This window comes from Arthrobacter sp. TE12232 (assembly GCF_054062615.1).
The window spans coordinates 1,980,041-2,005,074 of record NZ_JBSSFK010000001.1 but is presented as its reverse complement, the minus strand read 5'-3'; the positions used below and the strand labels follow the sequence as shown (position 1 = coordinate 2,005,074).

Annotated in this window: 25 protein-coding genes; 17 read left to right on the top strand and 8 right to left on the bottom strand. The window is 66.9% G+C overall.

From position 1 onward, the window contains the following. Positions 1-16 precede the first annotated feature (16 nt). From pyrE to ACVWZ7_RS08830, 4 genes are all read left to right on the top strand, one after another. Complete coding sequence (gene pyrE / locus ACVWZ7_RS08845; protein WP_456507623.1) at positions 17-601, top strand: orotate phosphoribosyltransferase; 585 nt, start codon at positions 17-19, stop codon at positions 599-601. Positions 602-699: 98 nt separating this feature from the next. Further along, positions 700-1,473 carry a GAF and ANTAR domain-containing protein gene (locus tag ACVWZ7_RS08840; RefSeq protein WP_116768771.1) on the top strand — a complete coding sequence of 258 codons (774 nt, stop codon included), beginning with the start codon at positions 700-702 and terminating at the stop codon, positions 1,471-1,473. Between the two features lie 95 nt (positions 1,474-1,568). Beyond that, the gene (locus ACVWZ7_RS08835) at positions 1,569-2,117 is read left to right on the top strand and encodes a hypothetical protein (RefSeq protein ID WP_456507622.1); all 549 of its coding nucleotides are present in this window, start codon (positions 1,569-1,571) and stop codon (positions 2,115-2,117) included. Between the two features lie 175 nt (positions 2,118-2,292). After that, positions 2,293-3,333: a thioesterase domain-containing protein gene (locus ACVWZ7_RS08830; protein ID WP_456507621.1), complete on the top strand. Its 1,041-nt coding sequence runs from the start codon at positions 2,293-2,295 to the stop codon at positions 3,331-3,333. A 5-nt stretch (positions 3,334-3,338) separates the two neighbouring features. Here ACVWZ7_RS08830 and ACVWZ7_RS08825 read toward each other — a convergent pair whose 3' ends face one another. Then, positions 3,339-4,193, bottom strand: a complete 855-nt coding sequence (locus ACVWZ7_RS08825) for an HAD-IIA family hydrolase (RefSeq protein ID WP_091256758.1) — start codon at positions 4,191-4,193, stop codon at positions 3,339-3,341. A gap of 197 nt (positions 4,194-4,390) precedes the next feature. Here ACVWZ7_RS08825 and ACVWZ7_RS08820 point away from each other — a divergent pair, with 197 nt between their 5' ends. The 4 genes from ACVWZ7_RS08820 (at position 4,391) to ACVWZ7_RS08805 (ending at position 8,646) form a co-directional block, all read left to right on the top strand. Next, complete coding sequence (locus ACVWZ7_RS08820) at positions 4,391-4,969, top strand: TrmH family RNA methyltransferase (protein ID WP_344360849.1); 579 nt, start codon at positions 4,391-4,393, stop codon at positions 4,967-4,969. An 84-nt stretch (positions 4,970-5,053) separates the two neighbouring features. Beyond that, complete coding sequence (locus tag ACVWZ7_RS08815; RefSeq protein WP_456507620.1) at positions 5,054-7,030, top strand: S53 family peptidase; 1,977 nt, start codon at positions 5,054-5,056, stop codon at positions 7,028-7,030. Positions 7,031-7,198: 168 nt separating this feature from the next. Next, positions 7,199-8,218: a class II fructose-bisphosphate aldolase gene (gene fbaA / locus ACVWZ7_RS08810; protein WP_116768767.1), complete on the top strand. Its 1,020-nt coding sequence runs from the start codon at positions 7,199-7,201 to the stop codon at positions 8,216-8,218. Between the two features lie 2 nt (positions 8,219-8,220). After that, the gene (locus ACVWZ7_RS08805; protein WP_456507619.1) at positions 8,221-8,646 is read left to right on the top strand and encodes a DUF3151 domain-containing protein; all 426 of its coding nucleotides are present in this window, start codon (positions 8,221-8,223) and stop codon (positions 8,644-8,646) included. 216 nt (positions 8,647-8,862) lie between these two features. Here the strand turns inward: ACVWZ7_RS08805 and ACVWZ7_RS08800 are convergent, their stop codons facing one another. Beyond that, a complete protein-coding gene (locus tag ACVWZ7_RS08800) occupies positions 8,863-9,495 on the bottom strand; it encodes a uracil-DNA glycosylase family protein (RefSeq protein ID WP_116768765.1) in 633 nt (210 codons plus the stop codon). 243 nt (positions 9,496-9,738) lie between these two features. Beyond that, complete coding sequence (locus tag ACVWZ7_RS08795; RefSeq protein ID WP_456507618.1) at positions 9,739-10,977, bottom strand: cobalamin-independent methionine synthase II family protein; 1,239 nt, start codon at positions 10,975-10,977, stop codon at positions 9,739-9,741. A 428-nt stretch (positions 10,978-11,405) separates the two neighbouring features. Between ACVWZ7_RS08795 and ACVWZ7_RS08790 the strand changes: the two genes are divergently transcribed. Then, positions 11,406-12,695 (top strand): adenylosuccinate synthase, encoded by a 1,290-nt coding sequence (locus ACVWZ7_RS08790; protein WP_091255587.1) that lies wholly within the window; start codon positions 11,406-11,408, stop codon positions 12,693-12,695. A 125-nt stretch (positions 12,696-12,820) separates the two neighbouring features. Here the strand turns inward: ACVWZ7_RS08790 and ACVWZ7_RS08785 are convergent, their stop codons facing one another. Then, positions 12,821-13,474 (bottom strand): GntR family transcriptional regulator, encoded by a 654-nt coding sequence (locus ACVWZ7_RS08785; RefSeq protein ID WP_456507617.1) that lies wholly within the window; start codon positions 13,472-13,474, stop codon positions 12,821-12,823. A gap of 111 nt (positions 13,475-13,585) precedes the next feature. Here ACVWZ7_RS08785 and ACVWZ7_RS08780 point away from each other — a divergent pair, with 111 nt between their 5' ends. From ACVWZ7_RS08780 to ACVWZ7_RS08765, 4 genes are all read left to right on the top strand, one after another. Then, the gene (locus ACVWZ7_RS08780) at positions 13,586-14,596 is read left to right on the top strand and encodes a 1-aminocyclopropane-1-carboxylate deaminase (protein ID WP_116768781.1); all 1,011 of its coding nucleotides are present in this window, start codon (positions 13,586-13,588) and stop codon (positions 14,594-14,596) included. Between the two features lie 471 nt (positions 14,597-15,067). Next, entirely contained in the window at positions 15,068-15,577 is a 510-nt protein-coding gene (locus ACVWZ7_RS08775; RefSeq protein WP_456507616.1) for a hypothetical protein, read from the top strand. A gap of 125 nt (positions 15,578-15,702) precedes the next feature. After that, the gene (locus tag ACVWZ7_RS08770) at positions 15,703-16,251 is read left to right on the top strand and encodes an RNA polymerase sigma factor (RefSeq protein ID WP_456507615.1); all 549 of its coding nucleotides are present in this window, start codon (positions 15,703-15,705) and stop codon (positions 16,249-16,251) included. Then, positions 16,248-17,060: a hypothetical protein gene (locus ACVWZ7_RS08765; protein WP_456507614.1), complete on the top strand. Its 813-nt coding sequence runs from the start codon at positions 16,248-16,250 to the stop codon at positions 17,058-17,060. Before ACVWZ7_RS08770 ends, ACVWZ7_RS08765 begins: the two co-directional genes overlap by 4 nt. 96 nt (positions 17,061-17,156) lie before the next feature. Here the strand turns inward: ACVWZ7_RS08765 and ACVWZ7_RS08760 are convergent, their stop codons facing one another. Genes ACVWZ7_RS08760 through acs form a run of 4 tightly spaced genes read right to left on the bottom strand, consistent with a single transcriptional unit; the run spans position 17,157 to position 22,213 of the window. Beyond that, on the bottom strand, positions 17,157-17,654 hold the full coding sequence (locus ACVWZ7_RS08760) for a CoA-binding protein (RefSeq protein WP_456507613.1): 498 nt from the start codon (positions 17,652-17,654) through the stop codon (positions 17,157-17,159). Beyond that, entirely contained in the window at positions 17,651-19,000 is a 1,350-nt protein-coding gene (locus ACVWZ7_RS08755) for an O-acetylhomoserine aminocarboxypropyltransferase/cysteine synthase family protein (RefSeq protein ID WP_456507612.1), read from the bottom strand. The genes ACVWZ7_RS08760 and ACVWZ7_RS08755 overlap by 4 nt, the downstream gene beginning before the upstream one ends. Next, the gene (sfnG, locus tag ACVWZ7_RS08750) at positions 19,000-20,193 is read right to left on the bottom strand and encodes a dimethylsulfone monooxygenase SfnG (protein WP_456507611.1); all 1,194 of its coding nucleotides are present in this window, start codon (positions 20,191-20,193) and stop codon (positions 19,000-19,002) included. Before sfnG ends, ACVWZ7_RS08755 begins: the two co-directional genes overlap by 1 nt. Positions 20,194-20,203: 10 nt before the next feature. Beyond that, positions 20,204-22,213, bottom strand: coding sequence for an acetate--CoA ligase (gene acs / locus ACVWZ7_RS08745; protein WP_456507610.1), 2,010 nt, complete (start codon positions 22,211-22,213; stop codon positions 20,204-20,206). Positions 22,214-22,478: 265 nt separating this feature from the next. Between acs and ACVWZ7_RS08740 the strand changes: the two genes are divergently transcribed. From ACVWZ7_RS08740 to ACVWZ7_RS08725, 4 genes are all read left to right on the top strand, one after another. After that, positions 22,479-22,904, top strand: coding sequence for a CoA-binding protein (locus tag ACVWZ7_RS08740; RefSeq protein ID WP_116767160.1), 426 nt, complete (start codon positions 22,479-22,481; stop codon positions 22,902-22,904). 95 nt (positions 22,905-22,999) lie between these two features. Continuing rightward, complete coding sequence (locus ACVWZ7_RS08735; protein ID WP_456507609.1) at positions 23,000-23,893, top strand: polysaccharide deacetylase family protein; 894 nt, start codon at positions 23,000-23,002, stop codon at positions 23,891-23,893. A gap of 108 nt (positions 23,894-24,001) precedes the next feature. Continuing rightward, a complete protein-coding gene (locus ACVWZ7_RS08730) occupies positions 24,002-24,424 on the top strand; it encodes an MmcQ/YjbR family DNA-binding protein (RefSeq protein ID WP_116767158.1) in 423 nt (140 codons plus the stop codon). Beyond that, positions 24,421-25,026: a DUF1990 family protein gene (locus ACVWZ7_RS08725; protein WP_456507608.1), complete on the top strand. Its 606-nt coding sequence runs from the start codon at positions 24,421-24,423 to the stop codon at positions 25,024-25,026. Before ACVWZ7_RS08730 ends, ACVWZ7_RS08725 begins: the two co-directional genes overlap by 4 nt. The last annotated feature ends 8 nt before the right edge of the window (positions 25,027-25,034 follow it).

Genomic DNA, 25,034 nt, shown 5'->3' with positions numbered 1-25,034 from the left:
CACTAAACTGGGACCCATGACTGCCACCCGTGACTTCGCAGCCGACGCTGCCTCTGCCCGTGCCCGACTCCTGGAACTGATCAAGGAGCTGGCCGTCGTCCGCGGCAAGGTCATCCTCTCCAGCGGCGCGGAGGCGGACTACTACATCGACTTGCGCCGCATCACCCTGCACCACGAGGCATCCAAGCTGGTGGGGCAGGTCATGCTCTCCCTGATGGACGACGCCGGGATCGACTTTGATTGCGCCGGCGGGCTCACCATGGGGGCAGACCCGGTGGGCACGGCCGTCATGCACGCCGCCGTCGACGCCGGCCGTCCGGTGGACGCGTTCGTCGTCCGCAAGGCGCAGAAGTCCTACGGCATGGGCCGCCAGGTGGAAGGCCCCTCGGTCGAGGGCCGCCGGGTCCTGGTCCTGGAAGACACGTCAACCACCGGCGGCTCCGCGCTGACCGCCGTCGAGGGCGTTCGCAAGGCCGGAGGCAACGTTGTGGCCGTCGCCGTGATCGTGGACCGCGACACGGGAGCCAAGGAAAAGATCGAAGCCGAAGCCGGTGTTCCGTACCTCTTCGCGTTCGGCAAGGACGAACTGGGCCTGAGTTAGGCGTTTCACCGGCGGCGGACACGTATGGACCGTGCTTTGGGGGTGACTTATCATTTCTTAAATACCCCCATCGGTACCCGCCTCTGGAGAAACGCGCCATGCTTCCGCCCAATGAAGATTTGACGACTGAGTCCATCAGCACTGTCGACCAGGTCCAGAACCTGATCCTGGACAGTGCGGACTTTGAAGAGTTCCTGAACGAACTCGCGCGTTTTTCCGCGCACCAGGTGGCCGGTGAGGGCGACGACGCGCTGTGCGGGATCACCTTGTTGCGGGACCGGAAGGCCGCGACGATCGGCTGGAGCAGTGAGTCTGCCCGGGAAGTGGACGAGATCCAGTACCGGCTGGCCCAGGGGCCGTGCCTGACGGCGGCGCAGGAGGAGCGCGAGGTCTACGTGCCGGACCTTTTTGAGGAAGACCGCTGGGGTCCGGACTACGCCAACGCCGTGGCCTCGCACGGGCTGCGTTCGGTGCTCTCCGTGCCGTTCCATCTCCAGGGCGAAGCCCAGGCCGCCTTGAACCTGTACTCGGACGTGCCGCGCAAGTTCGACGGTGACGTCGCGGACCGGGCGCGCGACTACACCCGGCAGATATCCCAAGCCCTGCGCATGGCCGTGCGCTTTTCCCTGCACACGGACAGCGCCACGAACCTGCGCGCCACCCTCGAGTCCCGGACCGTCATCGACATGGCGATCGGGATCGTCATGGCGCAAAACCGCTGCGACCAGCAAACCGCGGTCCGGATCCTCACGGATGCCTCCAGCAACGGCAACGTGAAGCTGCGCGACATCGCCACCTCGCTCGTGCAGTCCGTGGGCGGAACCGATACCCGGACCCATTACGAGGAGCCGGGCCGGCGCCAGGCCGGCTAAACCGGCAGTCTCCTATGACTTGTGCCCAACCAGCGGTGCGGATACGCTGGTTGCGGTTGAGCCGTCGGCCATAGACATCCTTCTTTGGAGTACCTATGGACCAGTCACTGCAAGCCCACGTCAAGCTCGATGTCGTTTCCGACGTCGTCCGGATTGACGTCCGGGGGAGCCTCACGCAGATCTCCCGCCCTTCCCTGATGCAGATCATTCAGCGCGTCCGCCGGATGGGCATCACCGCGCACATCCGCGTCGACCTCGGCCGCGCCGCGTTCGTGGAATCGTCGGCGCTGGCCGGCCTGCGCAACGACCTCAACGCGATCGACGGCGGAAGCGCCGGCTCGGAGACCGCCGGCATACCGGCGTCCGGCAGCGGCGTTTCCCTGGAACTGACCCCGCGCTTTGATGACCCCGCCGCGTTGCAGACATTGGACATGTCCGGGGAGCTCATGGCTTCAGTGGACGCCTCGGGCACCAGGCGGTTGACCCGGTTCTCCGACGACGAACTCCTCGCCGCGAGTGACTCCGTGTTCGGCCTGCTGGACGACCCCGCCCGCATGGCCCGCGCCGAACTCCTGGCGACCTATGACGAGATCGGCATGGAAATCAGCCGCCGCGAGGTCGGCCGCGAGCCCGAACCCGCGTAGCCGGTCAAGGGCCCGGATGTCGGTGCCGACGGGGTCCCGACGGGGTCCGGGACGGCGCCAACGGGGCCCAGAACGTCACTGAGTACTGCGCTCCGTTTGGCCTTCTGTACGGCGTTCCAGTCCTACGGAAGGGCGCCGTTTCTCTTCCCCGCCGGAGCGTGGTTACGGTAGTGATGTGCCGGCAGAGATGGAACCGAACCATCCGCGAGGCCCCGGTTCTGCCGAGGCCCGCCTGCTCCGCCACGCCGTCGAACTCAAGCGGTTTTCCCGGCGCACGTTCCTGGTCGGCGCCGGGTCCGCGTCACTGCTGGCGGCCGACATGCTGTTCACCCAGCGCGTGCAGGAGGAGCGGCGCGTCAACCGGATCCTTGAAGTGAAGGACGATGTCGCGGAACGGTATTTTCCCCACGCCAGCTGGATACTGTTCCCCGGCTACAAGACGAGCTGGGAAGAAGCACTGTGGATCCTGAACGCCCTGCGCGGTTCGCTGAACAAGCGGGGCCAGCTGGCCGCCGTCGGGTATTCCAACGAGGGGCTGGACATCGATGAAGTGGTGATCGCCGTGATCGAGCACGTCCGCGCCCACCAGCTCACCACCCTCTATTTCTACGGCCACAGCTTCGGCGGCATGGTGGCAACCCAGGTGGCCGCCCGGCTGCGCGAGCTCCACGGCGTCGAAGTGGCGTTCATCCTGCTCGACTCCAGCCCTGCGAGCCGGTATGACGTGCTGGATCAGAGCTGGTTCGAGGGTGTGGTGCTGCTCTACGAGAGCGGCTTCCGTTTCCCCACCGTCCTGCGCGGCGGCTACGAGCTCGGCGAGAGGATGCTGCACAAGAATGAGCGCAGCTGGAGCCAGATCCTGGACCAGACGCTGGAGCAGTTGTCGCCCATCGCGCCTTCCAGCGTGCTGATCCAGTCCGAATCCGCCTTCATCTACCACTTTGACGCCGGCAGGTTCGTCGGCAAGCTCGGGGGCACGAAGATGGCCTTCATCGGCAACCCCCGGGACCAGACGGTGGACTACGAGACCGCCCGGGACGCGTGGTCACTGACCTTCAAAGCCAACATGGTCTCGGACAATCTGCGCACCGACGGGGCCAAGCCGGAACACGCCAGCCCCGGCTGGAGCCCGTTCGTCTACCGCCCCATCGTCGAAAAACTCCAGGACGATTTCTTCCCGCTGCCCACCGGCGGCGGGAAGAAAGCCGTGGTCTGAAGGGGTCAGATCTGGTTCTTGAGGTCCGCCACGGAATTCAGGATCTGGTTCGGCCGGAACGGGTACGCGGCGATGTCGTCACGGTGCGTGATGCCGCTGAGCACCAGCACCGTGTGCAGTCCCGCTTCCATGCCTGCGATGATGTCGGTGTCCATGCGGTCGCCGATCATGGCCGTGGTTTCCGAATGGGCGTCAATCTGGTTCATGGCCGAACGGAACATCATCGGGTTGGGCTTGCCCACGATGTACGGTTCACGGCCCGTGGCCTTGGTGATGAGGGCAGCGATGGCGCCGGTGGCGGGCATGGGGCCGTCCTTCGACGGGCCGGTGGCGTCCGGGTTCGTGGCGATGAAGCGGGCGCCGGCCAGGATGAGGCGGATCGCCATGGTAATGGCTTCAAAGGAGTAGGTGCGGGTCTCGCCGAGCACCACGAAGTCCGGGTTCTGGTCGGTGAGGATGAAGCCTGCCTCGTGGAGCGCCGTCGTGAGCCCTGCCTCGCCGATCGTGTAGGCGCGGTTCCCCGACTCCGAGCCGCGGACCTGGTCCTTGAGGAACTGGGCCGTGGCCAGGGCCGAGGTCCAGATGTTCTCCTCGGGGATTTCCAAGCCGGAGGAGCTCAGCCGGGCCGCGAGGTCCCGGGGCGTGAAGATCGAGTTGTTGGTCAGTACGAGGAACCGCTTGGAGGTATCCACCCAACGCTGGATCAGCTCCGAGGCACCCGGGATGGGCTGGTTCTCGTGGACCAGCACGCCGTCCATGTCCGTCAGCCAGCACTCGATTTCCTGGCCGCTGCGGTACATCGAAGCCCGGGAACGTGCCTCTTCTGACTCTGTCAGCTGGTCTTCGCGCTCTTCTGCCATGGTGTCCTCCGCCGTAAGTGTGCCGCTTCCAGAGTCCAGTCTAATGTTGAGGCGTGACTGAACCTGAGATCCCCCGCGCCGCCGGTGCAACGCCTGACGCCGACCCTTCGGCCGACTCGACGGCAGAGACTGCGGCAGCGACTGCGACAGAGACAGAACCCAAGCCGGAGGTTGGCGTCGGCCCCTGGGACGGCGATCTGCCGGAGGGCGAGCACTGGGACCCGGACCTCCTGGCGGACGGCGACCGGCGCAACGTGGTGGACAAGTACCGCTACTGGAAGCACGAAGCGATCGTCGCTGACCTGGACTCCCGACGCCACAACTTCCACATCGCCATCGAGAACTGGCAGCACGATCTCAACATCGGCACCGTGGTCAGGACCGCCAACGCGTTCCTGGCCAAGGAGGTCCACATCATCGGACGACGCCGCTGGAACCGGCGGGGGGCCATGGTTACCGACCGCTACCAGCACATCCGCCACCACCCCACCGTGGAGGACTTCGTGACCTGGGCGCAGGGGGAGGGGCTCGCGATCATCGGGATCGACATCTTCCCGGATTCCGTGCCGCTGGAGACCTACGAACTGCCCAAGGACTGCGTCCTGGTCTTCGGCCAGGAAGGACCGGGCCTGACCTCGGAGGTCCACGACGCCGCCCTCGCCACGTTGTCGATCGAGCAGTTCGGCTCCACCCGCTCCATCAACGCCGCCTCCGCCGCGGCCATCGCGATGCACGCGTGGATCCGCCGCCACGTGTTCGGGCAGGTAGTTTCCTGAGGCACCTATAGTCAGATCGGCGTTTGCCGTTTAGGCTCTGGCCTGTGTGGGCGCAAAGGGCGCCCGCCTAGGGGAAGACATCTCATGAAGAAGGTCTCAACTTCGCATTCCCGGCGCGCCACGCGCCTGCTGGCCCTTGGAACTTCACTTGCCTTTGCCGTCGGGCTGACCGCGACGGCCGCGGTCGCCGCCCCGCCGACGCCGCCGCCGTCGAACAACTACCCGGGTTCAGTGCCCCCGTGGGCAGGCTCCCGCGCCAAGACCGGCATCCCGCTAAGCAATACGACGGTCGAGGGCGAGATCTACCTGAACCTCCCCGACGCCGGAGCAGCCAAGGCGTTTGCGACGGCCGTGTCCACGCCGGGAAGTCCGCAGTACCAGCAGTACCTTTCGCCCCCGGACTGGATCGCCAAGTACGGGCCGGCCAAGACCGACGTCGCTGCTCTCGTTGACTACCTGAAGGGGCAGGGCATGGTGGTCACCTCGGTCCCTGCGAGCGGCCTCTACGTGGTCTTCCGCGGCACCGTCGCCCAGATCAATGCGGCTTTCAGCACGACCGAGCAGACCTATGCCTTCCAGGGCCAGAGCCTGATCGGCCCGTCTACCGCGCCGTCCCTGCCGGCGAACCTCGCCGCCAAGGTCCAGGCGATCTCCATCGACCAGGGGCGGCTGCTCACCCGCCCCTCGCTGGCAACCGCGGGCTCCTCGGATCAGGCCCAGACATCAGGCAAGCCCGTCGGCCCGGCGCCGGTTGACGCGCCGTGCTCCAACTACTGGGAACAGAACAAAGTGACCGTTCCTGCGGCGTACGGCGCAACGAGCTTCGGCACCGCTATCTGCGGCTACACCCCGGCGCAGCTGCAGGGCGCCTACGGGGTGACGTCCCCGTCGACGGCCGGCGCGGGCCAGACTGTGGCGATCATCGACGCCTACGCCTCGCCGAGCATCGAATCGGACGCGAACACGTATTCGCAGAAGAATGGCCTCCCGGCCTTCAAGACCGGGCAGTACCAGCAAATCGTGCCGGATTCCCGGTTGTTCATGGACCAGGCCCTGTGCGGACAGCCCAGCGGCTGGCAGGGTGAGCAGACGCTCGACGTCGAGGCCGTGCACGGACTCGCCGCCGCCGCGAATATCCTCTACGTCGGGGGGAACAACTGCGGCGCGGGCATCGACGTCGCGATGTCCACCATCCTGGACCAGAAGCTCAGCACCATCGTCAGCAACAGCTACGGCTACGTCGGCGAGGCGGTCTCCCCGAACGCGCTGATGGGCATGCAGAACATTCACCTTCAGGCGGCAGGCGAAGGCGTCGGGCTCTACTTCTCCAGCGGAGACAACGGGGACGAGAAGGCGAGCCTGGGCTACGCGTCGCCGGACTTCCCGGCCAGCTCGCCGTTCGTTACGGCCGTCGGCGGAACCAGCCTGGCCGTGGGCAAGAACAACGATTACCTGTTCGAAACCGGCTGGGGAACCACCCGCAACCGGATCGTCCCGAACCCCGACGGCAGCCTCGGCTACGCCGGTGACCTGCCGGGTGTATTCCGTTTCGGCGCCGGCGGCGGGACGAGCGCGGTGTTCGACCAGCCCGACTACCAGAAGGGCACGGTCCCGGCCGCGCTGGCCAACGGCTACAGGGTCTCCCCGGATGTCGCCTCCCTTGCCGATCCGTACACCGGCTACCAGGTGGGGATCAGCCCGATCACCAACGACCACTCTCTCAACACCGGTTCCTATGAAACCACCGGGTACGGCGGAACCTCGCTGGCGTGCCCCTTGACCGCAGCGCAGATGGCGATCGCACAGTCCGCGACCGGAAAAACGGTCGGCTTCGCCAACCCGGCGATCTACGCGGCGGTGAAGCCGGCCGCCTCGGGAGCGCGGGACGTGATGCCCCAGATCAACCCCCAGGCCATGGTCTTCTCCAGCCCGGTCAGCGGCAACAGCTACCTGGTCGGCACCGACAAGGACACCTCACTGTCCACCTCGCCAGGCTATGACGACGTCACCGGCGTCGGCAGCATGACCGTCCCGTTCGCGACGAGCATCGCTGGACAGTAGCCGCACGACGGCACACCGCCAACGGCGGCCGCTTAACACGTCTTCCTGCGTCTGTCGCCGGGTCCGGGAACATTTCCTGGACCCGGCTTCACGTATTCGGCTCCGGGGCGCACGTGGCTAGGATGTACATAGCCATGTAGCTACCACTGCTTTCGACGAGGAGTCAGCATGCCCATTGCAACCCCAGAGATCTACTCCGAGATGATCGACCGTGCAAAGACGGGCGGCTTCGCATTCCCGGCCGTCAACGTCACGTCCTCCCAGACCCTGAACGCGGCCCTGCGCGGCTTCGCCGAGGCCGAGTCCGACGGCATCGTGCAGGTCTCCACCGGCGGTGCGGCTTACTGGTCCGGCGCCTCCACCAAGGACATGGTTGCCGGCTCCCTGGGCTTTGCCGCGTTCGCCCGCGAGGTCGCCAAGAACTACGGCGTCAACATCGCCCTGCACACGGACCACTGCCCCAAGGACAAGCTGGACGGCTTCGTGCTCCCGCTCCTCGCCGCGTCCGAGGCCGAGGTCAAGGCCGGCCGCAACCCCCTCTTCAACTCGCACATGTGGGACGGTTCCGCCGAGACCCTGCAGGAAAACCTCCGCATCGCCCGTGAACTGCTGGAGCGCACCGCGGCCGCCAAGATGATCCTCGAGGTCGAGATCGGCACGGTTGGCGGCGAGGAAGACGGCGTCGAGAACGCCATCAACGACAAGCTCTACACCACGGTCGAGGACGCCCTGGCCACCATCGACGCCCTCGGTTCCGGCGAAAACGGCCGCTACATCACGGCCCTGACCTTCGGCAACGTGCACGGCGTGTACAAGCCCGGCGGCGTCAAGCTGCGCCCGGAGATCCTCAAGGACATTCAGGAGCAGGTGGGCGCCAAGATCGGCAAGGCCAACCCGTTCGACCTCGTCTTCCACGGCGGCTCCGGCTCTTCGGAGAAGGAGATCGCCGACGCCGTGTCCTACGGCGTGATCAAGATGAACATCGACACCGACACCCAGTACGCCTACACCCGCCCCGTGGTGGACCACATGTTCCGCAACTACGACGGCGTCCTGAAGGTCGACGGCGAGGTCGGCAACAAGAAGCTCTACGACCCCCGCGTCTGGGGCGCCTCCGCCGAGGCCGGTCTGGCCGCCCGAGTGGTCGAGGCCGCCCAGCAGCTGGGCTCCACCGGCAAGACCTTCTAGTCATGTCCGACGAGTTCCGCAAGAACCTGATGGGTCCCGAGCCCACGCTCCTGCCTGCCGAGACTGAGATCTACCAGCACCTCGCGCTCGGCCAGGAAGCCCTGGACCTCGTGGCGAAGTACCCCACCTCCTCGCTCCTGTGGGCCATCCTGGCCGAGGAGGCGTGGACAGAGGGCCGCACCATCGATTCCTACGCGTACTCGCGGGTCGGCTACCACCGCGGCCTGGATTCGCTGCGCCGCAACGGCTGGCGCGGTCTGGGACCGATCCCGTGGGAGCACGAACCCAACCGCGGCTTCCTGCGCGCCCTCTACTCGCTGGGCCGCGCGTCCGCCGCTATCGGCGAGGCCGAAGAACCGGAGCGGATCGAAAAGTTCCTCAACGATTCCGATCCCGGCGCCAAGGCGGCCATCGAAGCCCAGGGCTGAGAAGACGCCAGACGACGCAACGCGGGGTCACCTACCGTCCATTCCCGTGACCGGGACGGGCGGTACGTGACCCCGCGTTGTGGTTTAAGCGACGGAATAACGTGCGACGGCGGGCCCCCACCGTGAGGTGAGGACCCGCCGTCGGCGGATTCGTGGGAGGGCCCACGCCCGCCGGGTTCCCTGGCCGAGCTTGCGAGGTTAGGGGGCGGGTGGGGATCAGCTGGCCTTGGCCAGGCCCGTCCGGGCCATGGCATCCGCGTAGGCCGTGTGCATTTCCGCCAGGTACTCCTCCTGGCGGACCGGGGTCCCGGCGAAGGCGCGGCCGCTCAGCGAGCGGACTTTGTAGGTCTTGAGGCCGCGGCGCCAGATCATGGGCACTTCGGTCTTGAGCAGCAGGTTGGCCAGGCGGTTGGCTTCGGTGCCATGGGCCACGATCACCGAGGCGCGGGGCACGAGGGCCAGGAACTTCAGCAGCGGCTTGAGGCCGGCGGAAATCTGGTCCGGCGTGAACTTGCCGTTGGCCTCGCCGGGGACGTACCAGGGGTGGACGTTCCACGGCATGACGAATTCGGGGCGCAGGCCCAGCTTCCACTGGATGCCGAGCATGCGGGTGGCCGCCTCGTCGTCGCCGGCGGTGATGAAACCTGACGAGTCCGCGGTGCCGATGTTGGAGTAGAGGCTGATGATGCGGCACTCATCGACATCGTGCATGGGGTCCACGTAGGGGACAGAGGTGCCAGCCTTGGTTGCCTGGAGAGCGTCACAGAGCTCATTGACGGGGGCGACGTTAGGTTCGTACCGGCGGCTCAGGAGCTCTTCGCGGAAATTTTCAGTGGCCAGGGCTGTCATATGTTGCTGGGTCTCCTGCGGGATTGGCAAAGCTGCCACACCGGACGCGGGCACGCCGAATACAGGGCATGAAGAGCATTGGTGTGGTTTGAAAATGTGGTGTGGACCGATTCGTGATCGATCCTTATCAGTCTATCAAGCCCCGCGAAATGCGGCACCGGCCCGTGCCCCGGCGGCCCGGCCGGTGCCTTGGGGACGGCGTCACGATGGCCCGGCCGGTGCCTTGGTGGCGTCCGGGCGCTGCTACCAGAGGCGCTTGGTGGCGCGGCGGGCGCCCTCGCCGAGGGCCTCCAGCTTGGCGTAGGCAATTTGCGGATGCACCCTGCCGCCCAGCCCGCAGTCGGTGGATGCGATCACGTTCTCGCGTCCCACGAGCTCCGCGAAGCGCACGATCCGGTCCGCCACGAGGTCCGGGTGTTCCACGACGTTTGTGGCGTGGGAGACGACACCGGGGATGATCACCTTACCCTCGGGAAGCGTGGTGTCTTCCCACACCCGCCACTCGTGCTCGTGCCGGACATTGGCCGCTTCGAAGGAATAGCCGCCGGCGTTGACCTGCAGGACCGAGCCGACGATGTCCGCGAACGGGATGTCCGTGGTGTGAGGGCCGTGCCAGGAACCCCAGCAGACATGCAACCGGATCTTGTCCTGCGGGAGGTCGCGCAGCGCCCAGTTCGTGGCTTCGACCCGGAGCTGAATGAACTTCAGGTAGTCCTCGAGGCTCGGCTCGGGGTTGATCTGGTCCCAGCTCTCGGCCAGGGACGGGTCATCGAGCTGGACCGTCAGGCCGGCGTCGATGATGGCTTTGTATTCCTCGCGCATCGCGTCGGCGCAGGCGTAGAGGAGTTCCTCGTCGCTCTTGTAGTACTCGTTGGCCACGCGGGCGCACGAACCGGGGGAGAGCGACGCGACGAATCCCTCGGTGAGGCCGGCCGCGGCCAGGCCCGTCTTGAGGTTGGCGACGTCCGAGGCCACGAGTGCCTGACCGGTGTACGTCAGCGGCCCCGCGATCTTGGGCTGCGTCACGGCACGACGGTGCGCCAGGATCCCCGAGGAGGGGTCGTTGTAGGCGTCATTGAACTTCTGCCGGTCCCGGCGGTCGGGGAACGAGGTCAGGACGATGTTGCCCGGCGAGGAACGGTGCACCTTGGCGTCGGCCCAGCGGTCCACGTCGGTCGGTTCCAGGCCGCCGAGGCGGGAGAAGGAATAGTTCCACCAGGCGCCGTAGTCCACGGAGCTGGACATTGTGTGCCCGTACTCGCCGTCGTTGGCGATGTCGATGCCGAGATCCTTCTGGCGCCGGACGACGTCAACCACCGAGGTTTGCAGCAGGTCCAGGAATTCGGGCGTGATGCCGTCGGCCTCTTTGGCCTCGTTCGCGGCGATCAGCTCAGGCGTGCGGGGCAAAGAGCCGGCGTGGGTGACGCGGATGTGGTCGATGTTCCGGGAAGTTTTGTTCTGGGGCTCGGTCTTTTCGGACATGGCGCGGTTTCCTTTCCATCGGTCCTGGCAGTAGCACCGGTGCCGGTCACGGCGGCCGCGGTTTGGCGGGCTGTGTCCGGGAGGGTTGCTGCGGCGTCAATGGTCCAGGTCCCTCGGCCGCTCGGGATGGTCACTCTCACTTAATTCCACACCGGCCCGTCCCGCAAGTCGCGCCCACTATGTGTCGGGCATGGACTGGTGGAAGATGCAGTTGGCGTTCACCGCAGCCTAGCTCCCGGTCCGAGCAAGGACCTAAAGCGATGCCTGTCACCGTTTTCGGCTAAACTTGGGTGGTAAGAGCCCCGGAACTCTGGCGTTGGGTAAGAGCACAGCGGTAGATTCGGGGCATTCTCATGAACGGCGCTGAGCTGCGGTGGCCACCTGGTCAATCGCACGCAGTTCGGCCCGAACGAATGGGGGAGGATCCCATGCCAGCAATCGTGATCGTCGGAGCCCAGTGGGGCGACGAAGGTAAAGGAAAGGCCACCGACCTGCTCGGCGGCCGGGTTGACTACGTCGTCAAGCCCAACGGCGGCAACAACGCCGGGCACACCGTCGTCGTAGGCGGTGAGAAGTATGAGCTCAAGCTCCTTCCTGCCGGCATCCTGAGCCCGAACGCGGTTCCGATCATCGGCAACGGCTGCGTGGTGAACCTGGAAGCCCTGTTCCAGGAAATCGACGGCCTCGAGGCCCGCGGCGCGGACACGTCCCGGCTGCGCGTCTCCGCCAATGCCCACCTCGTGGCGCCGTACCACCAGGTCCTGGACAAGGTCACCGAACGTTTCCTCGGCAGCCGCGCCATCGGCACGACCGGCCGCGGCATTGGCCCGGCATACATGGACAAGGTGGCCCGGCTCGGCATCCGCGTCCAGGACGTCTTCGACGCCTCGATCCTGCGCCAGAAGGTCGAAGGATCGCTGCGCCAGAAGAACGAGCTCCTGGTCAAGGTCTACAACCGCCGCGACATCGAGGTGGACGAGATCGTGGAGTACTTCCTGTCCTTCGCCGAACGCCTCCGTCCGCTGGTCATTGACAGCACTTTCGTCCTGAACACCGCCCTGGATGAGGGCAAGGTGGTCCTCATGGAGGGCGGCCAGGCCACCTTCCTCGACGTCGACCACGGCACCTACCCGTTCGTCACGTCCTCCAACCCGACCGCCGGCGGCGCCTCCGTGGGCTCCGGCATCGGTCCCACCCGCATCTCGCGCTCCATCGGCATCATCAAGGCGTACACCACGCGCGTGGGCGCCGGACCGTTCCCCACGGAACTGTTCGACGAGATGGGCATGTACCTGCAGAAGACCGGCGGTGAGTTCGGTGTCAACACCGGCCGCCCCCGCCGCTGCGGCTGGTACGACGCAGTCCTGGCCCGCCACGCCTCCCGCGTCAACGGCTTCACCGACTACTTCGTCACGAAGCTGGACGTGCTCACGGGTATCGAGCAGATCCCGGTCTGCGTGGCCTACGACGTCGACGGCGTGCGGCACGACGAAATGCCCATGACCCAGACCGAGTTCCACCACGCCAAGCCGATCTTCGAGTACTTCGAAGGCTGGACCGAGGACATCACCGGCGCCCGCACCCTGGAAGACCTGCCGGAAAACGCCCGGAACTACGTCCTGGCGCTGGAGAAGCTCTCCGGCACCCGGTTCTCCGCGATCGGCGTCGGACCGGACCGCGACCAGACGATCGTCGTCAACGACCTGATCAACGACTAACGCTTTAGAAGCTGACGCCCGACGGCGGCGGGTCACCCTGGCAGGGCGGCCCGCCGCCGTCGCTGTTACGGCCCTTGTTAGGGCCGTGCTGAGGTTCGCGGCTAAGACGGGCTTACTCCGAGGGCCTACTGCGAGGACGTGAAGCGCAGCGAAAGCCAGTTCTCCCGGCATGCCCTGGCGGTGGCTTCGGCGTCGCGGAGGCCGGCGAGCCGGATGATTTCGGTGTGCTGGGCCACGGATCCCCGGGCGGCAAAGGAGCCGAAGCGCATCCGCTCCACCCGGCGCAGGACCGGGGTGGTTTGTTCCAGGAGGTCCCGGAGCACCGGGTTGCCGCTGACGGCGACAAAGACCGCGTGGAAATCGTCATCGGCCTGCAGTGCCGACTCGACATCGGCGTTTTGCAGGGCCTGTTCGAAGCGCGAGTTGGCCTCGGCCATGGCGGAAATGTGGTCCTCCGTCAGGAGCGGGACGGCCAGGCGCGCGGCCAGCTCGTGCAGCCCGCCCACCACCTGCTGCGTGCTCTCGGTCGATGCCTGGTCGTAGGGGGCCACGATGGTCGCCTTGCCCGGCAGTGCGATGACCAGGCCGGCGTGTTCCAGCCGGAGCAGCGCCTCCCGGATGGGGGTCCGGCTGACGCCCAGCCATGCCTCCAGTTCCGTGTCCTTCAGCCGTTCGCCGGGCTCGAAAGTGCCGTCGACGATCGCGTTCCGGATCGATTCGAAGACGTTGTCCCGGAGCAGCGGCCGCTTGTGGACTCCGGAGAGCGAGGGGACGGGCATGCAACATATCGTATATCCCTCTTGTCCTCCCGGAGCCGTTATCGGACAATGCAATATATTGCATGTTGGATGTTTACCATGCCCTTTCCCACCACGAGCGAAGGACCGTCGATGGCCATCACCGATTTTGAGCGTTACCCCCTGATGTTCGGACCGAGCCCCGTCCACCCGCTGCCGCGGCTCAGCGCGCATCTGGGCGGTGCCCGGATCTGGGCGAAACGGGAGGACGTCAACAGCGGCCTCGCATTTGGCGGCAACAAGACCCGCAAGCTGGAGTACTTCGTCCCGGAGGCCCTGGCTCAGGGCGCGGACACCTTGGTGTCGATTGGCGGCTACCAGTCCAACCACACCCGCCAGGTCGCGGCGGTGGCCGCGAAACTCGGCCTCAAAGCCCGCCTCGTCCAGGAAAACTGGGTCGACTGGCCGGATCCGTTGTCCGACCGTGTGGGCAACATCCTGCTGTCGCGCATCATGGGGGCCGATGTCCGGCTGGATAGTGCGGGCTTTGACATCGGCATCCGCAGCAGCTGGGAAAACGCCATCGAAGAGGTCAAGGCCGCCGGCGGCAAGCCGTACGCCATCCCGGCCGGCGGGTCCGACCACAGGCTGGGCGGGCTGGGCTTCGCCAACTGGGCCTACGAGGTGGAGCAGCAAGAGCGCGAGCTCGGCATCTTCTTCGACACCATCGTCGTCTGCACGGTCACGGGCTCCACCCACGCCGGCATGATCGCGGGCTTCGCCGGCCAGGACAAACCGCGCCGGGTAATCGGCATCGATGCCTCAGCGACGCTGCAAAAGACCCGCGACCAGGTGGAACGCATCGCCCGGAACACCGCCGAGCTGATCGGTCTGGGACGGGACCTCCGCGACGACGAAATCACCGTCATGGAAGGCTGGGCCGGGGATCTCTATGGCATTCCCGTCGACTCCACCCTGGAGGCCATCCGCCTTGGCGCGTCGCTCGAGGCCATGATCACCGACCCCGTGTACGAGGGCAAGTCCCTTGCCGGGCTGATCGACCTCGTGAAGAGCCGCGATATTCCGGCCGGAAGCAATGTCCTTTACGCCCACCTGGGCGGGCAGATCGCCCTCAACGCCTACAGCGGGCTCTTCCGGTCCTGATTGTTGCGCTATCACTTAGGGTCCTTCTGAGCGCTGAGAACGACCCTAAGTGATAGCGCAACGGTTGGGAGCCCAACGGTTCCGACGGTGACGGGTCCCCTTGAAACCGCCGCCTGGCGAGGAGCCCGCCGTCGTCAATCCGCCGCTAAAATCCCCCGCAGCGCCCGGCCCGAAGAAAGAAATAAAGAAATCTCCGATTGGTGCGTAACCTTTCGGGTCACCCCGACGATTACTCCTTTGTAAGCGCCTCCGGAGCTCGGACCCCCCATCGGGTCTCCGGTCGGCCTTCCACCGTAAGCGCAGGCCGGCGCCTTCCCCCCATTTGGTCTCCGGTCGGCCCTTTACCGTAAGCGCTTGCCGGCGCCTGCCCCCATCGGGCGCCGGCCAGCCTTCCACGGCGAGAGCGGGCTGTCGACGGCCCACGAGGCCTCAGCCCGCCTTCCACCAAAAAACAAAGGATGTATGTCTGTTATGAAGAGTGTTAGCAAGACCACCAAGATTGCTGTCGGCGCCGCCATCCTCGCAGTCGGAGGATTCTCCGGCATCGGACTCGCCAACGCGGCCCAGATGTCCAGCACCCAGCAGTCTGAAGTGACCCACGCTACGCCCGCCACCCCGGCGACCCCTGCGGTCCCGGCTACCCCGACCCTCCCGGCAAAGCCTGCCGTCCCCGCCACCCCCGCAGTTCCCGCGGCACCGTCGGCCGATGGCTCGGCCAAGGGCCACACCGCCGCCGACGCCGACGTCAAGGGCACCGAGGGTGCAGGCGAAGGCTCCGTCGATGCTGACCAGGACGGCGCCACCGTCAAGGGCGACGCCAGCGTGAAGGGTGCTGCCGCTGAAGCGCGCGCCAACGCCAACGTCAAGGCCGCGGTCCCCGCAGTTCCTGCTGTCCCCGGAGCCAACGGCGTTCCGGCCACCCCGGCCGTTCCCGCCGTGCCGGCAACGCCGTCCGTCGAGCTGCCCCAGCACGACAAGTAATCTCCGGCTCTTGAGCCCGGACCCGGTTGGGTCCGCAAGAAGGAACCCCTCGCTTTGAGGGGCCCGGGGGTGCGGCCGCTAGACTTTTGGGGGCCGCACCCCAGCAGTAACGGAAGGACAGCCTCTTGGCACAGCAGCTAAGCGACGACGACTTGTCAGCCGCTTTAGCTGGCGACCCATCAGGCTTCAGCGCGGTGTACGTGGCTATTTCCCCCGCCGTGCTGGGATATTTCCGGGCCAGGGGAGTGGACGACGCCGAGGCCCTGACCCAAGATGTGTTCGTGGACGTCCTGCCGAAACTGGCCGGCGTCACGGGCGGCCACACGGGTCTGCGGACTTTTATTTTCTCCGTCGCCCACGCCCGGCTGGTGGACTACCGGCGGCGCGAGCAACGCGCGCCGCATCTGGCCGAATACGACCCCCTGAACGACGCGCGGTCCTCGGCATCCGCCGAAGACGAGGCGCTCGGCTCACTGGGCGGTATCTCTGCCACTCTCGCGAAGCTCAACGAGGAGCAACGGGAAGTTCTGGTCCTGCGCATCGTCGCGGACCTTTCCATCGAACAGGTGGCCGGCATCATGGACAAGACACCGGGGGCCATCAAACAGCTTCAGCGGCGCGGGCTCAGTGCCCTGCGCGAACTCGTAACCGAAAAGGACCACGCAGCATCATGACGGGCACCCGCGACCCCCAGCAGGATGGCAGCATCCACGCGATGCTGAGCGACTCCGGCCTCGAAACCGCGGCCGAACTCCGGAGCGCGCTCAAACAGCTCCACGCCCTCGTTCCGGAGGCGGCGCCGGCACCCCGCGCCGACCTCGCGGCACTGCTCGCGTCCGGAACAGCCGGGGTGGTCGGAGCAGCCGGTCCGGGCGCAAGCGCGACGACGGCGATGCCCACCCGCGCGATGCCCACCGCAGCAGCCGGGCCGGACGCCGTCGTCGTCAAACTTGCTGATCGCCGCAGGGCACGGAACCGCCGCCTCGCGATCGTGGGCGGCGCCGTGATCGGTGCCATGAGCCTGGGCGCGGGGGCCGTGGCGGCCTCCAGCGAGGATTTCCGGCACAGCGTCAGCCAAACCGTCGGTGTCATCTTCCAGCCCTCGGGGCGCACGACTCAGGCCCCGGAACATGTCCAGCCGTCGCCGGCTTCCGTCCCGGCCTTCCCCGCGCCTGCCGGCACTGCCCCTTCGGGCACGCCGGGCACTGCGCTGCCGTCCAGCGGCGCACCCGCCGGCGCGGCACCGGACGCCCGCAAGGAGGCGGCCGAGCAGACCGGACACACGCCGCCCGTCTCGCCCCCAGCCGTCGGCCGGGACGGCATCCTGCCGTCTCCGGGCCACGGGCCGCAATCGCCTGGCCTACCCACGATGCCCGGCATTCCCGGTGGTTCCGACGGCGGCGAGGACCTGCCCCGCGTCCCCGGCCACATCACGCCAACCCTGCCCGCGATTGTTCCGACGAAGGCCCCCGACCACTCCTAGTCCGTTAAAGCAGTTGCGCTATCACTTAGGGTGGTTCTCAGCGCTGAGAACGACCCTAAGTGATAGCGCAACGTCGGGGTGGCGGCGGGATGGAGGCTAGGCCAGGATCTGCCGTTTGGAGGAAATGACGCCGGTGTCGAAGCCGGCCAGGTGCAGGCCGCCATGGAAACGGGCATGCTCAATTTTCACGCAGCGGTCCATTACGACGTCGAGCCCGGCGGCCTCGGCCTCCTTCGCCACGTCCTCGTGCCACGAACCCAGCTGCAACCATAGTGTCCTGGCGCCGGCCGCGATGGACTCCTCCAGGACACCCGGCAGGTCTTCGTGCTTGCGGAACACATCCACGATGTCCGGGCTCTCCGGAAGGTCCGCGAGCGACGGGTAGGTCGGCTCGCCCAGGATTTCCTTCACCACGGGGTTCACGAAATAGACCTTGTACCGGGTGGAGGACTGCAGGTAGGTCGCCACGAAATAGCTCGCCCGGGACGGCTTGTCCGAGGCCCCCACAATCGCGATGGATTTCGCCTGCCGCAGCAGGTTCAGCCGTTCCGGCGCCGAGGGCCCGGTCCAGGTTCTGGTTTCTTCCGCGCTCATGCGTTTGCTCCGATCGTGCAGCTGTCCGCCGGCAGGACGCCCGGGACGGATTCTTCGGACTGTTCCGATGCCGCCGTCAGCGCCTGGTCGAGGTCCCACAGGATGTCCTCGAGATCCTCCAGGCCCACCGAAATGCGGACCAGGTCCTCCGGGACGCCGGCAGCTTCCAGCTGTTCGGGGCTCAGCTGCTGGTGCGTGGTGGAGCCCGGGTGGATGACGAGGGTCCGGGAATCGCCCACATTGGCCAGGTGCGAGGCCAGCTGCAGGGCTTCGATGAATTTCTGGCCCGCCGCACGTCCGCCCTTGACCCCGAAGGAGAACACTGAGCCGGGACCCAGCGGCAGGTACTTCCTGGCCCGCTCGAAGTGCGGGTGCGAGGGCAGGCCGGAGAAGTTCACGTAGGCCACGCGCTCGTCAGCTTCAAGCCATTCGGCCACGGCCTGGGCGTTGCTGAGGTGCTCGTCCAGGCGCTGGGGGAGCGTCTCCACGCCCTGCAGGAGTTGGAACGCCGACTGCGGGGACAGCGCCGGGCCGATGTCGCGCAGTTGCTCGCAGCGAAGCTTGGTGAGGAACCCGTATTCGCCGAAGTTCCCCCACCACGAGACGTTGCCGTAGGAGGCGACGGGCTCGGTCATCGTGGGGAACTTGCCGTTGCCCCAGTTGAAGCGGCCGCTTTCCACAATGACGCCGCCCAGGGTGGTGCCGTGGCCGCCGAGGAACTTCGTGGCGGAGTGGATCACGATGTCCGCCCCGTGCTCGATCGGCCGCACGAGATACGGCGTGCTCAAGGTGGCGTCGACGACGAGCGGGATGCCGGCGTCGTGCGCCACCTTCGCCAGGGCCGCAAGGTCCTGGACTTCCGAGGACGGGTTGGCCACCACCTCGACGAAGATCGCCTTGGTGTTTTCCCGGACTGCCGCTGCGTAGTCCGCCGGGTCCGTGCCGGGAACGAAGGTGGTGTCCACGCCGAAGCGGCGCAGGGTGACGTCCAGCTGGGTCACGGTGCCGCCGTAGAGCTGGGAGGCGGCCACGATATGGTCCCCCGCCTGGGTCAGCGCGGCGAAGGTGATGAACTCCGCGGCCATGCCCGAGGACGTGGCCACGGCGCCGATCCCGCCTTCGAGGGACGCGATGCGTTCCTCGAAGGCGGCCACGGTGGGGTTGCCGATCCGCGAGTAGATGTTGCCGTACTTTTGCAGGGCGAAGAGGTTCGCGGCGTCCTGGGTGTCCTTGAATACGAAGGACGTGGTCTGGTAGATCGGCACCGCGCGGGCGCCGTGCTCGGCGTCGGGAGTGCCGCCGGCGTGCAGGGCGCGGGTGCGGAAGCCGAAGCTGCGCTCGGCCACTACGCGGCCACCTCAACCTGTGCCACGGGCGTGCCGGACAGGTCCAGTTCGGTGCCGTGCTTGCGGGCGAGGTCGGCCTCGAGTTCGCGGACGATCGGCAGGATCTCCTGACCGAACGCGGCCACCTCCTCCTGGAAGTGCAGGTAGCCGGTGAGGAACAGGTTCACGCCGATCTTCTTGTACTCCACGATCCGCTCGGCGATCTGCTCCGGAGTGCCGATCAGCTGGGTCTTGAAGCCGTCGTTGTACTGGACCAGGTCCTCGAAGCTCGAGTCGGCCCACATGCCCTTGCCATCCTTGGTGGACGGTCCGGCTTCCTGGACAGCGTCGCGGAAACCCTGGACGGCGGGCTTGTGAGCCTTTTCGACGATATCGCGGAGGGTGTCCCGGGCCTCCTTCTCGGAATCGCGGGCGATGACGAAGCCGTTCAGGCCAAACTTCGGAGAAGGCAACTGGCCGTCGGTGCCGCGGCGGGTCTCGCTGGACGCGGCAACCACGCCGGCGATGTTCTCCTTGAACCCCTCAAGGTCCTTGCCGTTGGAGAAGTACCAGTCCGCCACACGGCCGGCGGTGGCCTGCGCGGCCGTCGAGTTGCCGCCGAAGAAGATCTCGGGGTGGGCCCGGCCTGGCACGTCCACCGGGGCCGGCTGCAGGGTGAAATCGGTGATGTTGTAGTACTTGCCGGACTGGCTGAAGTTCTTTTCGGTCAGCAGTCCGCGGAGCACGCGGATGAATTCCTCGGTGCGGACGTAGCGCTCGTCGTGTTCGAGCCATTCGAGGCCGAAGTTCTCGAACTCCGCCTTGAGCCAGCCGGAGACGATGTTGACGGCGGCCCGGCCGTTGGAGATGTGGTCCGCGGTGATGAGGTACTTCGCCAGCACGCCGGGGTGCCACATGCCGGGGTGGACGGCGGCAATCACCTTGAGCCGCTCCGTCGCGGCCAGCAGCGCCAGGCTGAACGAGGTGGCCTCGTGCTGCTTGTCGGCGCCGTAGGAGGCGGCGTAGCGGGTCTGGGTCAGGGCGTATTCGAAGCCGGAGTTCTCGGCGATCCGGGCCAGCTTCTTGTTGTACTCGAAGTCCCAGCCGGTGCGCTGTTCGATCGTGGAGACCACGAGGCCGCCGGAGACGTTCGGGACCCAGTAGGCGAACTTCAGGGGTTCGGAAAGACGGGCGACGCTGCTGATGTCAGTCATGGGGATTCCTTTACTTCTGGGTGGGGATGGCTGCTGCGGGGACGGCCGCGGCGCGTTCGCGCAGCACGTCCTGGATGCCGGCGATGGCCGGCTCGTTCTGGAGGGAGGTGGTGTCGCCCAGCGTGGTTCCTTCGAACAGCTGGGTCAGCAGCCGGCGCATGATCTTGCCGCTGCGGGTCTTCGGCACATCGGGGACGACGACGACGTCGCGCGGCTTGGCGATGGGGCCGATTGCCTTCGTGACGTGCGCCTTCAGGGCGCCGTGGATGTCGGCGGTGGCCGCCGAATCCTTCAGCACCACGAACGCCACGATGGCATGCCCGGTCTTCGGGTCCGCGACGGGGCATACCCCGGCCTCCACCACATCCGGGTGGGAGACGAGGGCCGATTCGACTTCGATGGTGGAGAGCAGGTGGCCGGAGACGTTGAGCGTGTCGTCCACCCGGCCGAGGATCCAGATGTCGCCGTCGTCGTCATATTTCGCGCCGTCACCGGCGAGGAACCAGCCCTGCGCCGCGTACTGGCGCCAGTACGAATCGAAGTAGCGGCGCGGGTTGCCCCAGACCGTCCGCGCGATGGCGGGGCCGGGCGCGTCCACCACGATGAAGCCCTGGACGCCCGGCGGCACGGTGGTGCCGGCGTCGTCCACGATCCGGGTGCTGACGCCCGGCAGCGGCCGGGCGGCGCAGCCGGGCTTGAACTCGGTGTCGGTCGGGGCGGGGGAGAGGATGGTGGCGCCGGTTTCGGACTGCCACCAGGTGTCCACCACCGGGGCGGTGCCGGCGCCGAGGTTGGCCCGTAGCCAGCGCCAGGCCGCGGGATTGACGGCCTCGCCGACGGTGCCGAGGAGCCGGATGGAGGAGAGGTCGTACGTGTCCGGTACGCCGTCCGGGAACCAGCCCATCAGGGAGCGGACCAGGGTGGGTGCGGTGTAGTACTGCGTGACGCCGTAGCGTTCGATGATCTCGAAGTGCCGGCCCGGGTGCGGGGTGTTGGGGGTGCCCTCGAAAATCACCTGGGTGGCGCCGTTGGAGAGCGGGCCGTAGAGCTCGTAGGTGTGCGCGGTGACCCAGGCGAGGTCGGCTGTGCACCAGTGGACGTCCTGGTCCCGCAGCGCGGGGTCCGGGTTGCTGAAGAGGTGCTCGAAACTCCAGGAGGCCTGCGTGAGGTAGCCGCCGGAGGTGTGGACCAGGCCCTTGGGCTTACCGGTGGTGCCGGAGGTGTACATGATGAACAGCGGCGTCTCGGCGTCGAACGCCTCGGCTTCGTGGATCTCGGAGGCGGTGCCGACGGCGTCGTGCCACCAGACGTCGCGGCGTGCGGTCATCGGGACGGTGTCGAGCAGTTCCGGTGCCGTGGTCCGGTTGACCACCAGGACGTGCTCGATCGCGTTCTTGCCGGCGACGGCGGCATCCGCATTTTCCTTGACCGGCACGGGCACGCCGCGGCGGAACTGGCCGTCCGTGGTGACCAGCAGCTTGGCGCCGGTGTCCTCGACCCGGAAGCGGAGGGCCTCGGCGGAGAACCCGCCGAAAACGAGGGAATGGATGGCGCCGATCCGGGCCGCGGCGAGGGTGATGACCACGGTCTCCGGGATGACCGGAAGGTAGATCACCACACGGTCGCCTTTGGCGATGCCGAGATCCAGCAGGGCGTTGGCGGCCTTGGAGACCTCGCGCTGCAGCTCCGCGTAGGTGATGGTGCGGCGGTCGCCCGGTTCGCCCTCGAAGTGCAGGGCCACCTTGTCCCCGCGTCCCGCGGCCACGTGGCGGTCCACGCAGTTGTAGGCGACGTTGAGTTTGCCGCCGTCGAACCAGCTGATCTGCGGGCCGAGCCCGGCTTCGACGTCGGCAGGAATCAGACGGTGGGCTGTGTGCCAGGGCTTGCCGCCGGAGGCATCGCCGGAAAAGTCCGCCCAGTCGAGCCGGAGGGCGGCTTCCTCCCAGAAAGCGATCCGCTCCGCCTCGGGCATGAGGGCGGGCGTCGTGTTCTCGGGCGCGGACACGGAATAGACAGTCATAGGTGTGCTCCATCGGTCCTGGCGGTAGCACCCTGCTGATGGCCAGGGTTGCTGCGGCTGCATCGATCCAGGTCTCTTGGCCGCTCGGGATGGTTGTACTTCACACTAAACGGATGCGCGTCCCGATGGTGAAATTGCCGTCTTGTGCCACGTAATATTCGGCTCTGCAGAATTTTGTGGCTTTTCGGCGGTCATTTCTTCGACGCCGGTGCCGCTGCTGCCAGCCGACCGGCGCGTCCGCGGGTACTGCGCGTAGGCTTTGCCCATGCCCCATGTCAACGATCCTGCAGTCCTCGAACGGCTGATGCGCACCAAGGGGCGGTGGGCCATCGTCGGCCTCTCCACCAACGAATGGCGCGCCGCCTACGACACCTCCCTGTTCATCCGTGACCGGCTGGGCATGGAGATCATTCCGGTGAACCTGCCGGGAGATCCCGTGCACGGCGAAACGGGCTATGCCAGGCTCGCCGACATCCCGGACAGCAAACTGCCCATCGACGTCGTGGACTGCTTCGTGAATTCGCAGAAGGTGGGCGCCGTCGTGGACCAGGCAATCGCCGTCGGCGCCAAGGCCATCTGGATGCAACTGGGCGTCATTGACGAGGCGGCCGCCGAGCGCGCCAAGGCCGCCGGCCTCGATGTGATCATGAATGCGTGTCCGGCGCAGGACGCCGTGCGCTTTGGCTTATAGCCGCTGTATTCTGCAGCCTCCGTAACTTAACCCTAAAGTGTCATTTTCGCCTGCTACCGTTCAGCGGAATCTTCCCCGCGACGCAAGGAGCAGCCATGTGCGAGCACCACCCGACGCTGCCTCCGGCGGCGGCCCCTGAACCTCACTCGGCCCTTGGCCGGCGGGCGCTTCTGGGCCTGCTGGGCGCTTCTGTGGTCGGTGGGTTGGGCGGTTGCGCAGTTCCGGGGGCTACGGCTCGCGGCCCCGAAGCATCGTCCGGTCTTTCGGCCGGCCCGGGGCAGCCGACGCTGTCCGTCCTGACAGTCGACGGACTCGACTCCACTGTCCCCAACGACCTGCGCCGCCCCGGCAGGCGCCCCAAGCGCACCTATGTCTCCGATTTCCGGCTTCCCCCGGTCCAAGGGGGAATGGCGCCGGTCCTGACGCGGGTCCTGACCAAGCAGCCCGTGGTGTTCCTGACCATCGACGACGGCGTGACAAAGATCCCCCGGATGGCCCAGTTGCTGGACGAGTACGACTACCCCGCGAGCCTGTTTCTGACCCGGAACTTCGTGCAGAACGATCCCGGATTCTTCAAACAGTTCGAGGCCCAGGGAAGCCTGGTGGAAAACCACACCGTCAGCCACAACGTGAACATGTCCCGCCAGCTGAGCTACGGGCAACAGCTTGCCGCGATCGCCGGTATGCAGGACTACGCCCAGCAGCAGTTCGGACGCCGGCCCACGCTCTTCCGGCCGCCGGGCGGAGACTACTCCAATGCCATGCGGCAGGCCGTTGCAGCCGCCGGGATGAAAGCCATCGTGACATGGGAAGCCAAAGCCAACGCCGGCCGCATGGATTACCAGTACGGAAATTCACTTCGTCCCGGAGACATCGTGCTCATGCATTTTCGGCCGGAGTTCGCTGCGGACCTTGCCGCCTTCCGCGAGGCCCAGCTTTCTGCCGGGCTCGACGTCGTTCTCCTGGAAAACTTCCTCGGCGTCGCCTGAGCGCGCAGGGGCTGCCGCTATGGTCCGATGGTGCCGGACGGAGCCGGGTCGGCCGGCGGCGAAGTGCCGGGTGGCCACGACGTCGGCGCCTGGCAGTAGGCTCGAAGCATGGACGCAACTGCACTCCGGGCGCTTTGCCTCGGGTTCCCTGGTGCCTTTGAGGACTTTCCCTTCGGGCCCGAGACGTCGGTCTTCAAGGTCCGCTCCGCCGTCTCCGGCGGGCTCCGGCAGGCGGCCAAGATGTTCGCCCTGTCCGCGATGGACGAGGCCGACTTTTCGGTCAGCCTGAAATGTGAGCCGGTCTTGGCCCAGCAGCTGCGAGCCGCCCATCCGGAAATCACCGGTGCCTGGCACCTGAACAAGACGCATTGGAACGGTGTCCGGCTGGACGGTTCGCTGCCCGATGCCATGATCCGGGACATGGTGGAGGACTCCTACGACCTCGTGGTGGCTTCGTTGAGCCGGCGCCAGCAGGAGCAGCTCGGCTGGGCCCGGCTGGCGCTGGGTGACGCCGGGCCGGTGGAGAGGTGAACGGCTTCTTGGGCCGGCTCGTGGGCTTGCCGCCGAGCGGACCAGCGAGCGGCCCGGCCGCCGGCAGGATCGCCGGCGGTGCGCTGAACTATGCGGGCATCGGCGCCACGGAACATGGCCCGCCGCCCGAGGGCGTCGAATGCCTTGTCACGCAGGCCCATGTGGGGGAGGGAGTGGCGGCCTACCGGCGTGCGGTCCAGGGCATGCTGACGTGGCAACTCCAGAAGCGGTCAGGGCTGCGGGTCCGGGCGGAGTCCGGCGTCGTGGTCCCCGGAACCCGTGTGGTGAGCGGTTTCGGCGTCGGGCCGTTCCGCATCGACGCCCCCTGCGAAGTGGTCTGGGTGCGGCGGCTGGTTGCGGGCGACGGCCCGCAGTCCGCCGGATTCGGCTACGGCACCCTGCCGGGACATCCGGTCCGCGGCGAAGAGGCGTTCGAGATCTCGATCGATGTGCAGGGGATGGTGACCATCGCGATCACCGCGTTCGGCGGGCCGTCCAACTGGTTCTACGCGGCGGGCGGCGCCGTGACCAGGCGGGCACGGCGGCACGTCACTTCCAGATACATTAGGAGTGCCCAAGAACTGGCCGCAGGTGTGAGCTGAGCAGGAGC

What these genes read in the sequence shown, in the direction of transcription:
- pyrE (WP_456507623.1), top strand. Translation starts at nt 17, where the DNA reads ATGACTGCCACCCGTGACTTCGCAGCCGACGCTGCCTCTGCCCGTGCC.
- ACVWZ7_RS08840 (WP_116768771.1), top strand. Translation starts at nt 700, where the DNA reads ATGCTTCCGCCCAATGAAGATTTGACGACTGAGTCCATCAGCACTGTC.
- ACVWZ7_RS08835 (WP_456507622.1), top strand. Translation starts at nt 1,569, where the DNA reads ATGGACCAGTCACTGCAAGCCCACGTCAAGCTCGATGTCGTTTCCGAC.
- ACVWZ7_RS08825 (WP_091256758.1), bottom strand. Translation starts at nt 4,193, where the DNA reads ATGGCAGAAGAGCGCGAAGACCAGCTGACAGAGTCAGAAGAGGCACGT.
- ACVWZ7_RS08815 (WP_456507620.1), top strand. Translation starts at nt 5,054, where the DNA reads ATGAAGAAGGTCTCAACTTCGCATTCCCGGCGCGCCACGCGCCTGCTG.
- fbaA (WP_116768767.1), top strand. Translation starts at nt 7,199, where the DNA reads ATGCCCATTGCAACCCCAGAGATCTACTCCGAGATGATCGACCGTGCA.
- ACVWZ7_RS08805 (WP_456507619.1), top strand. Translation starts at nt 8,221, where the DNA reads ATGTCCGACGAGTTCCGCAAGAACCTGATGGGTCCCGAGCCCACGCTC.
- ACVWZ7_RS08800 (WP_116768765.1), bottom strand. Translation starts at nt 9,495, where the DNA reads ATGACAGCCCTGGCCACTGAAAATTTCCGCGAAGAGCTCCTGAGCCGC.
- ACVWZ7_RS08795 (WP_456507618.1), bottom strand. Translation starts at nt 10,977, where the DNA reads ATGTCCGAAAAGACCGAGCCCCAGAACAAAACTTCCCGGAACATCGAC.
- ACVWZ7_RS08790 (WP_091255587.1), top strand. Translation starts at nt 11,406, where the DNA reads ATGCCAGCAATCGTGATCGTCGGAGCCCAGTGGGGCGACGAAGGTAAA.
- ACVWZ7_RS08785 (WP_456507617.1), bottom strand. Translation starts at nt 13,474, where the DNA reads ATGCCCGTCCCCTCGCTCTCCGGAGTCCACAAGCGGCCGCTGCTCCGG.
- ACVWZ7_RS08780 (WP_116768781.1), top strand. Translation starts at nt 13,586, where the DNA reads ATGGCCATCACCGATTTTGAGCGTTACCCCCTGATGTTCGGACCGAGC.
- ACVWZ7_RS08775 (WP_456507616.1), top strand. Translation starts at nt 15,068, where the DNA reads ATGAAGAGTGTTAGCAAGACCACCAAGATTGCTGTCGGCGCCGCCATC.
- ACVWZ7_RS08765 (WP_456507614.1), top strand. Translation starts at nt 16,248, where the DNA reads ATGACGGGCACCCGCGACCCCCAGCAGGATGGCAGCATCCACGCGATG.
- ACVWZ7_RS08760 (WP_456507613.1), bottom strand. Translation starts at nt 17,654, where the DNA reads ATGAGCGCGGAAGAAACCAGAACCTGGACCGGGCCCTCGGCGCCGGAA.
- sfnG (WP_456507611.1), bottom strand. Translation starts at nt 20,193, where the DNA reads ATGACTGACATCAGCAGCGTCGCCCGTCTTTCCGAACCCCTGAAGTTC.
- acs (WP_456507610.1), bottom strand. Translation starts at nt 22,213, where the DNA reads ATGACTGTCTATTCCGTGTCCGCGCCCGAGAACACGACGCCCGCCCTC.
- ACVWZ7_RS08740 (WP_116767160.1), top strand. Translation starts at nt 22,479, where the DNA reads ATGCCCCATGTCAACGATCCTGCAGTCCTCGAACGGCTGATGCGCACC.
- ACVWZ7_RS08735 (WP_456507609.1), top strand. Translation starts at nt 23,000, where the DNA reads ATGTGCGAGCACCACCCGACGCTGCCTCCGGCGGCGGCCCCTGAACCT.
- ACVWZ7_RS08730 (WP_116767158.1), top strand. Translation starts at nt 24,002, where the DNA reads ATGGACGCAACTGCACTCCGGGCGCTTTGCCTCGGGTTCCCTGGTGCC.